Source organism: Hymenobacter sp. HD11105, assembly GCF_054051685.1.
Window position 1 is genome coordinate 562,785 of record NZ_JBSWBR010000004.1, and the last position, 8,312, is coordinate 571,096.

Below are 8,312 nucleotides of genomic sequence, written 5' to 3' on the forward strand. Positions count from 1 at the left end.
GTTCTTTTTTTTCCTTCTAGGCACTGGCTACTAGGATATAGTTCAAAGAAAAATATTACCCCAGCTGCTCCACGCTCACCTGAAAGTTCAGCGCCGGCCAACTAACGACCGTGCCTTGCTCCACGATGTCCCAGGCCTCCCGCTGTTCCATGCTAGCCGAGTAGAGCCAGGCGACTACCGGGTCAGCAATGGTGAAGCCCCGAATACGGTGATCCGACAGATGAAACATGATCATGGTCTTTGAGACATCTACTTTGGTGATGGTAGCCATGGGGTAAAATGGGGACATAAATGGGGGTAATAAATAAAAATAGGCCTCCCCGATACCAGGAAGGCCTATTCAGTGGAGCTGCAGGGATTCGAACCCTGGTCCAGACAAGGAAACCGACGAGCTTTCTACGTGTGTATCTATGCTTGAATTGTCGGGGAAATCCGGGCGCACATCAGGCCTTTGAATTTCCCTTAGATGCAGTTGTTTTCGCCTGAGCATCACACCTCTGCCCAAACTATCCCTTTACTTACGACGTCCCGTGCTCACCCGTGAAAAGGAAGACGGATGCGGAACGATGGCATTACTTAGTACCTAGACTAAGCAGCCATGGCGTAGCTATACTCGCCATTTACTGTTCGAATGACTTTTTAACAGGAGATCCATTCAACTCCTGACACGCTTACTCGCGACCTGCACAAGCTGTCAATTCCAGTCAGCCCCAAATTAGAAAGAACGATGCCCGCACCGAAGAGCGGGGTGCGAATGTACGCATCTAAGTAAGAAAACGTTGCTGGGGGGCTTTTTTGTTCCTCTAAATCTCTATTGGCTATACTCAAAAGATGTAGGATTAGGTGGCTTAGGCTGCACTGTTGATGGAAGGCAACAGTGCGGCTTATCATCTTATTTGAAGGCCGCAGTTTTTGGCTGAAATGCTGGCGCACCCGTTTGCCACAGGCCGAAAGCTAGTACATCGGCTACGCTCTCAAATTGCTTCTGCTTGGAGTTGCCTTGACCGTGACCGGCCTCGTAATCAGTGAAAAATAAGACGGGTTTGCTCGAAGCATTACTTGCTTGTAACTGGGCGGCAAACTTAGCCGGCTGCCAAGCAATAACGCGTGGGTCGTTCATGCCTGCCGTGACGAGCGTAGCCGGATACTTAGTGCCTGCCTTCAGGTGATGATATGAATCCATTTCCAGCAGGGCCTTGAACTCATCCTCCTTCTCTATAGTGCCAAACTCGGGCACATTCACCGGCCCGTTGGGTGAGGCTTCCATGCGCACAGCATTCATACACCCTACTTGTGGAATGGCTGCTGCGAATAAATCGGGCCTCTCGGTCATGGCGCGGCCAACCAGAATGCCCCCCGCACTACCACCATTAATGGCGATGCGGCCCGGTGCGGTGTATTGGTTCTTCACTAGGTATTCGGCGCTGGCAATGAGGTCTTTCCAAGTATTGGGCTTGGTAGTTTTCTGTCCAGCTTTGTGCCACGCTTCGCCTAGCTCACCCCCGCCACGCACGTGCAGATAAGCAACAATCCCACCCTGCTGGGTCCACAATAGGCGAGAAGGATTGAAGGCTGGTGACGTCGAAATGGTGTACGCGCCGTAGCCATACATCAGAGTTGGGGCTGTACCATTGCGAGGTGTGCCTTTCTTATACACTAGCGAAAGGGGTACCAGCACGCCATCGTGCGACGGTATCATTAGCTCTTCCACCACTAAGTCGGCATACTCTGGGTACTTCGCTTCGGAGGATAGCTGCTCAGGTGCAAACTGCTTTGTGGCGGCCACGTAGCGGTAACGCAGTCGATCAGTGGTCCAACCAGTCAAGTTCACCCACAAGTCGCTAGACTGTGCATTTTTGGTTTCCAAGGTGAGGCTACCAGCTGCCTGAGGAAGTTTAATTTCTTGAGCGGTTTTGCTACCCTTGGGTACGAAGAAAAGCTTGGCCTGAACGCCATTTTTGGTGCGCACAAAGTACAGACCGTCTTTGGTAGTTCTGAGTTGGCCGTCGTCAATGGCTTCATCAGTGCTTTCGGGTACCAGCACCTCAGCCGTCGCTACGCTGGGCTTGCTAGCTGAAGTGCGCATAATTTTTTGGCGCGGGGTGTCTTTGGAAGTTGTGAAGTACATAAACTGCTCGTCCGTAGCAAAGTTGGTTACTTCTTGCTCGGGCTTGCACAGCGGCTCCCACGGAATATTCGCCTTATTGAGGGCTACCGTTGGGGCATAGTAGCCATATAAATAGCGGTCTACGCTGCTAAGGATACCATACACAAGCTTAGTATCTCGGTCGATAACAGTAAAGGGATATTCAGCAGACTTAATGTCAAGCTTAGGATAAAGCTTAGCTGAAAACACCGGTTGGTCCTGACTCTGCGGTGTGCCAACGCGATGCAGGTAGCTCTGCGTATTTAGGCGTGCTGCCATACCCTTCACGTCAGTAGTGTTCAGAGGCGTATAAGTGAACCCGCTATTGTCGGCCAGCCAGCTGCCAGCATCTCCAAAAGATGTGCGCTCAACCCGTTCAGGAAAGAGTTGGCGGGTGGTCACGTTTATAATGCGCAGTTCTCCTAATTCAGCGCCTTTCTCGCTCAGCGCAAAGGCTACTTTACTACCATCATAGGAAGGCGAGAAACCGTTGATAGTATACACTTTCCCCTTTTCGAAATTTTCGGGGTCGAAAAGCAACACTTCTTTGCCCTTGAAGCCGTCGCGGCAATACAGCTTCGGTTGCTGGTCCTCGGGGCGAGTTTTGAGATAGAAATACCGATCGTTATCGGAAACTACTGGCGTAGATACTCGAGCTGCCTTGCGTGCGTCGAATTCCTTCATTTTATCAATCAACTGTTGCCGACCCGGAATAGCGTCCAGTGTCAGGCGAGCATAGTTAGCTTGAGCCTTCATCCAGGTTTGGACTGCTGGATCAGTCAAATTTTCAAGGTTGCGGTACGGGTCGACTACTTTGATACCGAAGTACTCATCAGTAGCGGGAACTGAGGGCGCCGCTGGCGGATTAGTTTGAGCCCATGTTAGTTCAACTGCTTGAAATGAAAGCAGACAAAAAGCCAATAATGTTTTTCTCATGACAGTGCTGGTTGATAGTAGAAATGGGACTCGGGCATTAACTGTTAAAAGTCTGGGCTAGAAGAGGAATGAGACTGGGTAGTGATGCTGTCGCCAAGCCTGCATATGTGTGCTGTGCCACTGAAGTCGAGATTCTAATGGCAACTATCCATTTAGTTCTCTACTTAATATCACAAGGCACATTATTACGGAAAAGGTAGGTTGTAAAATTGATGAAACCTACCGCAGAAATCTACTATATCACTGTTATTCAATAATATAATATAATTACAATACTGTAGTTGTCACGGCTATAGTGGACTAGTGCTGATGGGGTATGATGCCCATAACGGAGTCGGATGCGCCGGTTTGATTGCTTATCTTTGTAGATAAGAAGTATGGAAAATTTCGTCGTTTCGGCCCGTAAGTATCGTCCTGCCACTTTTCGGAGCGTGGTAGGGCAGCAGCACGTAACTACCACGCTGCAGAATGCCATTGTCAGCAACCATTTAGCGCAGGCTTTCCTGTTTTGTGGTCCGCGCGGGGTAGGCAAAACCACCTGCGCCCGCATTCTGGCCAAGACCATTAACTGCCAGAACCTCTCGCCTGAAACCGAAGCCTGCGACCAGTGCGAATCCTGCCGCTCGTTCAATCAGAACGCCTCGTTCAACGTGCACGAGCTCGACGCGGCTTCTAACAACTCGGTAGAAGATATTCGCTCGCTGGTGGAGCAGGTGCGTTATGCCCCCCAGACTGGCAAGTACAAGATTTATATTATTGACGAGGTACACATGCTCTCCAACGCGGCCTTCAATGCCTTTTTGAAGACCCTGGAAGAGCCGCCCTCCTACGCAATCTTCATCCTGGCTACCACCGAGCGCCACAAGATCATTCCCACGATTTTATCGCGCTGCCAGATCTTCGATTTCAACCGAATTCGGGTTGATGACATTGTAGGCCACCTGGGCTACATTGCTAAGCAAGAGCAAATTACCGCCGAGCCCGACGCCCTGCACTTGGTAGCGCAAAAGGCCGATGGTGCTTTGCGCGATGCGCTGTCCATCTTCGATCAGATGGTCACGTTTTCGGGCAATTCCCTGCGCTATCAGGATGTGGTGCAGAACCTGCACATTCTGGACTATGAGTACTACTTCCGGCTGGTCGATTTTCTGGTGAGCGAAAACCTCTCCGGGTCCTTGCTTTTGCTGGAAGAAATCATGCAAAACGGCTTCGACCTGCACAATTTTGTGGTGGGCGCGGCCGAGCATCTGCGCGGTTTGCTAGTGTGCAAAGACCCCGTGACGGTGCAGCTGCTGGAAGTGTCGGAGGGCATTAGGGCGCGCTACGTGAAGCAGGCTCAGGCGGCCCCGCTAGCCTTTTTGCTTTCGGCCCTGAACCTAGTGAGCCAGTGCGACCGGGAGTTTAAGCAAGCCAAAAATCAGCGCCTGCACGTGGAGCTGACGTTGATGAAGCTAACATATCTCAACGGAGCTGTGCAGTTTGCTCGCGAGTTGGGTGCTGGCTCCAACGGTGAGGCTAAAAAAAAAAGTAGTGTAACCAGCGCCCCCCCGCAAAATACCTCCCAGCCTACTGGTATAGCCGCTGCTCCGATGGCTACCGGCGCTGTCATTGGCGCCGTAGCTAATGCGCCCGTTGTGCAGCCGGCAGCACCTTCCCCTGCGGTAGCCTCAGCTTCGAGCAACGGAGCGACCAAAATGTCCCCCAGCGCGGCTTTATCGGGTGCAGGACTTGTCTCGGCCCCAGCCGAGCCGGAGGAAATAATTCCGGTGGAGAGCGGCGTGGAGGAGATACACGATACGCCCAGCATTGAGGACGAAGAAACCGGTTTGCCAACGACCCAGCATCAGGTGCTCGGCACAGTCCCCCACATAGAAATCGGCGCGCCCAGCGTGGCTGGCCACGAGCCGGGGCATGTGGCACCGGTTCCCAAATTGCCCCCCACCCCAGCGCTGGCTCCGTCGCTGATGCCACGGAATGGCGCGTCCAAAATTCCGAGCCTCAAAGACTTGAAAGCGCAGGTGACCCAGCAGGCTGCCGAGGTCAAAAATGCCCCCCAGGAGTTCGCTGAACCGGGTGGCCCGACATTAGGCCTGCCCACTGTGGACGGAGAGTTGCTGCAGCGTGTATGGCAGGAAATAAAGGAGGAGAAACGTGCTCAGGAGCGCATGAGCGAGTATTCGGTTCTGAACCGGGCCGTGACGGCCAACGAGCAGCACGTGATTGAGTTGGTGGTTGATAATCCGATTCAGATTGACCAGTTCAACGATTTTCGCACGGAGTTCCTGACTGAGTTGCGCCGCCGCACGGGCTACCCGCGCCTCACGGTGCAGCCTGTTATGCCCGAGCAAGTTCAGACCACGCGTAAGCTGTACACCTCCGCCGACAAGTTTGAGTACCTAGCCGAAAAGTTTCCCTCCCTGCGCGAGATGAAGCAGCGCCTAGGTCTCGACACGGACTTTTAACAAACTGGCCAAACTTAGTAGAGATGCGTATTCGCATCGCTGTTGGTTACTGGATGATCCGTTTTTAATCCTTCAAAGACAAGACACAAGTATGTGTGTCTACTACCATTTAATCCCTAAATCAGCTTGACTTTCTTTGATGATCTGATTGACAAGCTTTTGCCTACTCGCCATCAGCGACTTATTACTGGCCTTTTCTTCGGATTGCTATTGCTGATAGGTCTGCTGCTGCACCGCGACTACGGCGTCTCCGCTGACGAGCGGGTTGATCGGCTGAACGGGATGGTAAACGTGAAGTATATAGCGGAGCTGGTGGCGCCCAGCATCGTGCAGAATCAGGCTGACGGCCACCTTATACCACCGCTCAAAAACTACATCGAAAACGACCACGGCGTAGCGTTTGAGATACCAATGGCGCTAATAAGCTTCGTGTTTACGCGGGGCGATTCGCAAAGTGCCTATTTTCTGCGGCACCTATGCATCTTTCTGATTTTCGTGGCTGGTACCTACGCGCTGTTCCGGCTCAGCAGCTTTTCCCTGAGAAGCTGGCGGTGGGGCTTGCTCACGGCGCTCCTGCTGGTGCTCTCACCCCGCCTTTTTGCCGACGGTTTTTATAATGCAAAGGACATCGTTTTTATGGCGCTGTTTACCGCTGGCATTTACACCTTGCTACGCTTCTTACAGCGACCTTCTTACCGATGGGCTTTGCTGCACGCCCTGGTCACGGCCCTAGCAGTGGATATCCGCATTTTGGGTATGCTGTTGGCCGCTTTTACCGTGGGTATGGTGGGCTTAGAACTGCTGTTGCCAACCCAGAAACGCACGACTAACCGACCGCTGCTATTGGGCACGTTGCTGTATGCGGTTATTACGCCGGTGCTAGTGCTCGTCGGTTGGCCGGCGCTTTGGGAGGCTCCGATTGACAATCTACTCTACTCCTTTCGCAGTTTAAGTAAATACCCTTTTCGGGGCTCCCTGTTGTATTGGGGCAATATCATTCAAGTTCCCGCTGATCCGCTGCCCTGGCACTACATTCCAGGCTGGATTCTGGTCACGACGCCGCTGACTTATACGCTGGCGGCGCTGGGGGGCTTTTTGCTCACGTTTCGGCCCTTACTTCAACCTTGGCGCACCTATCTGCGAGCCCCCGAGCATCGTCAGAATCTGCTGTTGCTACTGTGGCTGCTTGTGCCACCCTTGCTGGTTATTGGGCTGAACTCAATACTGTATAATGCCTGGCGGCATCTGTTTTTTATTTATCCGGCCTTACTGATTATGGCGGCTCGGGGCCTGCAATATTTGTATCGACTGACGCGCCGCGCGACGCCGGCGCGGACCTGGGTGGCTGCGCTGCTACTAGCTACTGTTGGATTGGAAGGAGCTTACACTGTCGTGCGCATGGTGAAGTTGCATCCGCACCAGTACGTTTATTTCAGCATTTTGCCCCCCAACTCGGCCGAGCGGCTGTTTGAGCTTGATTACTGGGGCCTCTCTTATCGGGAAGGGCTGGAATGGGTACTTGCCCACGACCCCAGCGCGGAGATAACTATTAGCGGCAATCCAAGCTACCTGGACAACAACATGCTGATTTTGCCCCCCAGCCAGCGCGCCCGCCTCCGCTACATTCCCAGCCGGGCCGAAACACCCACGGAAGCGCGCTATTTTCTCACGGCGTATCATTACTACGGCGGGCGCCCCAAGACGTACCCAGACAGTTTGGGCCGGGAGGTACATACCATCCGGGCTGATGGCTTGCGCATCTTTTCGGTATTTAAGCGCTGGTAAGTGGCCTGATTCTTCGCTTTATGTCCTCATTGGGTTCGTTTCTACAGTCGCTGTTCACCACGCGCCGAGCGGTTGTCTTGTTCTTTGGACTGCTGGTGCTCACGGGCCTATTGCTGCACCGCGACTATGGCGTCTCCGTGGACGAGCCGCGCCACCGGCTTAACGCGATGGTCAACATCAAATACGTGGGCGAGCTAGTGGTCCCGGAGCTGGTGCGTCGCCAAGCTGGCACCGGACTTATCCCGCCTTTGAAAGGCTACAGCGAGAACGACCACGGCGTAGCCTTTGAGGTACCAATGGCCCTACTGAATCTGGCTTTTACGCGCAATAATCCGCAGGCAGGTTACTGGCTCCGGCACTTGGGTATCTTCCTGGTTTTCGTAATGGGGGTGTACGCCCTGTATGCCCTAGCTAAGCTGCGCTTTCAAAGCTGGCGCTGGGGCTTGCTGGCTGCTTTGGTGCTAATACTCTCGCCCCGCCTGTTTGCCGATGCCTTCTACAATGGGCAGGACATCGTGTTCATGGCGCTTTTTACCAGTGGCGTCTATACCTTGACTTGGTTTTTGCGCCGTCCTACCTCCGGTCGCGCGCTACTGCACGCTTTGGCTACGGCCCTTGCTATCGATGTGCGCATACCAGGAGTTATGCTTGTCGCTTTTACTCTCGGAATGGTTGGGCTAGAGGTGCTGCTGCGGCCAAAAAATGAACTCCAACTGAAGCTGCAACTTGTCGGAAACGCAGCGCTTTACTTGTTGGCTGCGGCTCTGTTGGTAGTTATTGGGTGGCCGGCGCTTTGGGAATCTCCACTCACCAATTTTGTGGCGATTTTCAAGAGCATGAGCCGCTTCGGTTGGCACTCCAAGGTGCTTTACTTCGGCCAGTATCTACCCGGTCATCAGATACCATGGCACTACATACCGGTTTGGATCGGGTTGACTACGCCCGTGCCCTACCTGCTAGCCGCTGGCTTGGGCTTACTCACG

At 53.3% G+C, this 8,312-nt stretch carries 5 protein-coding genes and 1 other RNA gene; 3 read left to right on the forward strand and 3 right to left on the reverse strand.

Annotated elements, in window-relative coordinates:
• Nucleotides 1-55 precede the first annotated feature (55 nt).
• The 3 genes from ACW9KT_RS15675 to ACW9KT_RS15685 all read right to left on the reverse strand — a co-directional run bounded on the left by ACW9KT_RS15675 (nucleotide 56) and on the right by ACW9KT_RS15685 (nucleotide 3,082).
• Nucleotides 56-289 (reverse strand): DUF2442 domain-containing protein, encoded by a 234-nt coding sequence (locus ACW9KT_RS15675; protein WP_457082039.1) that lies wholly within the window; start codon nucleotides 287-289, stop codon nucleotides 56-58.
• A gap of 52 nt (nucleotides 290-341) precedes the next feature.
• Nucleotides 342-712, reverse strand: a transfer-messenger RNA (tmRNA) gene (ssrA, locus tag ACW9KT_RS15680).
• A gap of 180 nt (nucleotides 713-892) precedes the next feature.
• A complete protein-coding gene (locus ACW9KT_RS15685) occupies nucleotides 893-3,082 on the reverse strand; it encodes a prolyl oligopeptidase family serine peptidase (RefSeq protein ID WP_457082041.1) in 2,190 nt (729 codons plus the stop codon).
• Nucleotides 3,083-3,459: 377 nt separating this feature from the next.
• Between ACW9KT_RS15685 and ACW9KT_RS15690 the strand changes: the two genes are divergently transcribed.
• The 3 genes from ACW9KT_RS15690 to ACW9KT_RS15700 all read left to right on the forward strand — a co-directional run.
• Complete coding sequence (locus tag ACW9KT_RS15690; RefSeq protein WP_457082043.1) at nucleotides 3,460-5,544, forward strand: DNA polymerase III subunit gamma/tau; 2,085 nt, start codon at nucleotides 3,460-3,462, stop codon at nucleotides 5,542-5,544.
• 126 nt (nucleotides 5,545-5,670) lie between these two features.
• The gene (locus tag ACW9KT_RS15695; protein ID WP_457082045.1) at nucleotides 5,671-7,329 is read left to right on the forward strand and encodes a glycosyltransferase family 39 protein; all 1,659 of its coding nucleotides are present in this window, start codon (nucleotides 5,671-5,673) and stop codon (nucleotides 7,327-7,329) included.
• 20 nt (nucleotides 7,330-7,349) lie between these two features.
• Nucleotides 7,350-8,312, forward strand: a 963-nt coding sequence (locus ACW9KT_RS15700) for a hypothetical protein (RefSeq protein ID WP_457082047.1), incomplete at its 3' end; no start/stop codon positions are given.

Excerpts from the sequence above, each read along its gene's own strand:
- ACW9KT_RS15675 (WP_457082039.1), bottom strand. The coding sequence starts at position 289 with ATGTCCCCATTTTACCCCATGGCTACCATCACCAAAGTAGATGTCTCA.
- ACW9KT_RS15685 (WP_457082041.1), bottom strand. The coding sequence starts at position 3,082 with ATGAGAAAAACATTATTGGCTTTTTGTCTGCTTTCATTTCAAGCAGTT.
- ACW9KT_RS15690 (WP_457082043.1), top strand. The coding sequence starts at position 3,460 with ATGGAAAATTTCGTCGTTTCGGCCCGTAAGTATCGTCCTGCCACTTTT.